The 1,238-nt window shown below is 52.4% G+C and carries 1 protein-coding gene; it reads right to left on the minus strand.

Annotation, left to right across the window (positions count from 1 at the left end):
• Positions 1 to 8: 8 nt before the first annotated feature.
• Positions 9 to 1,171 (minus strand): IS3 family transposase gene (locus NH395_RS18305; protein ID WP_253026931.1). Its coding sequence is split into 2 segments (ribosomal slippage): positions 9 to 916 and positions 916 to 1,171, totalling 1,164 coding nucleotides; the frame shifts between segments, so codons are not numbered across the junction.
• Positions 1,172 to 1,238 lie beyond the last annotated feature (67 nt).

Genomic DNA, 1,238 nt, shown 5'->3' on the forward strand with positions numbered 1-1,238 from the left:
TGTAGTGGTCAACTAATCCCGGACAGTATTTTAAGTTTTTCTTCTGCAACCATGGGTGGCATGCCGTCATTGAATGTATGGGGGCGCCGCCGGTTATAATAGCCCATTAGGTAGTCGCCAATATCTTTCCTCGCATCAGGAATCGAGCGATATCCAAGCGAGGGTATCCATTCGCTCTTCAAGCTTCGGAAGACTCGTTCCATCGGGGCGTTATCCCAGCAATTTCCCCGGCGACTCATGCTTTGCTCCATGCGGTAACGCCAGAGCCTTTGACGGAATAGTCGACTGGCATACTGACTGCCCTGGTCAGAGTGGAACAAAACTCCAGTCGGCTTACTTCGTTGCTCATACGCATGATCCAGTGCCTTTACGACAAGCTCCGCATCAGGCCGATCTGATAGTGACCAGCCAACTACCCGGCGGGCATAGAGATCTAGAACAACCGCCAGATAGCTCCATCGATGCCCAGCCCACACGTAGGTGATATCACCGCACCACGCTTGGTCTGGATGGCTGACGCTGAACTCACGATTCAACCGATTAGGGATGTCCGGCCGCTCCACAGTGGCCTGCTTGTAAGCGTGTGGGCCAGGTTGTTTGCAGATCAGTCCCAGCTCACTCATCAAGCGGCGAACCTTGAAGCGACCGATCACAACGCCTTCCTCATTAAGCATGGAGGTGATCATACGGCTTCCTGCTGAACTTCGGCTCTTGCGGAATATCCGGTTTACATCGGCTCGCAGAACCACTCGCTCGGTGTCTACTACTGAACGCCTACGACGATATTCGTAATAGCTGGACCGAGATATTTCAAACGCCTTACAGACCATCTCAACCGATTCCTGCTCACTTAACTGGTCTATCAGCGCGTACGATTCATCTCGTCCGACATCAAGAGAGCGGTAGCCTTTTTTAATATCGATTTCTCACGTTCTAGGCGCTCACAGCGGGCTTCAAGTTCTTGGATACGCTGCTGCTCCGGCGTCAGCGCTTTGGACTGAGGAGTAACTCCACCACGTTCTTCAGAAAGCTGTTTTACCCATCGCCTGAGGGCGTTCTCGCCGACATTCAAAGAGCGGCTGGCTTCGGCAACACTGTAACCTTGGTCAAGCACCAGACAGGCAGCTTCCTGTTTGAACTCTGGCGTAAAAGATCGTCGTTTCCTGGTCATCTGACACCTCGCTTATGGTGGTGATATTACCACCTACGTTGGTGTCCGGAATCAGTGAACCACTACA

It is taken from the genome of Halomonas sp. Mc5H-6, assembly GCF_024124705.1.
Lineage (GTDB): Bacteria > Pseudomonadota > Gammaproteobacteria > Pseudomonadales > Halomonadaceae > Vreelandella > Vreelandella subterranea.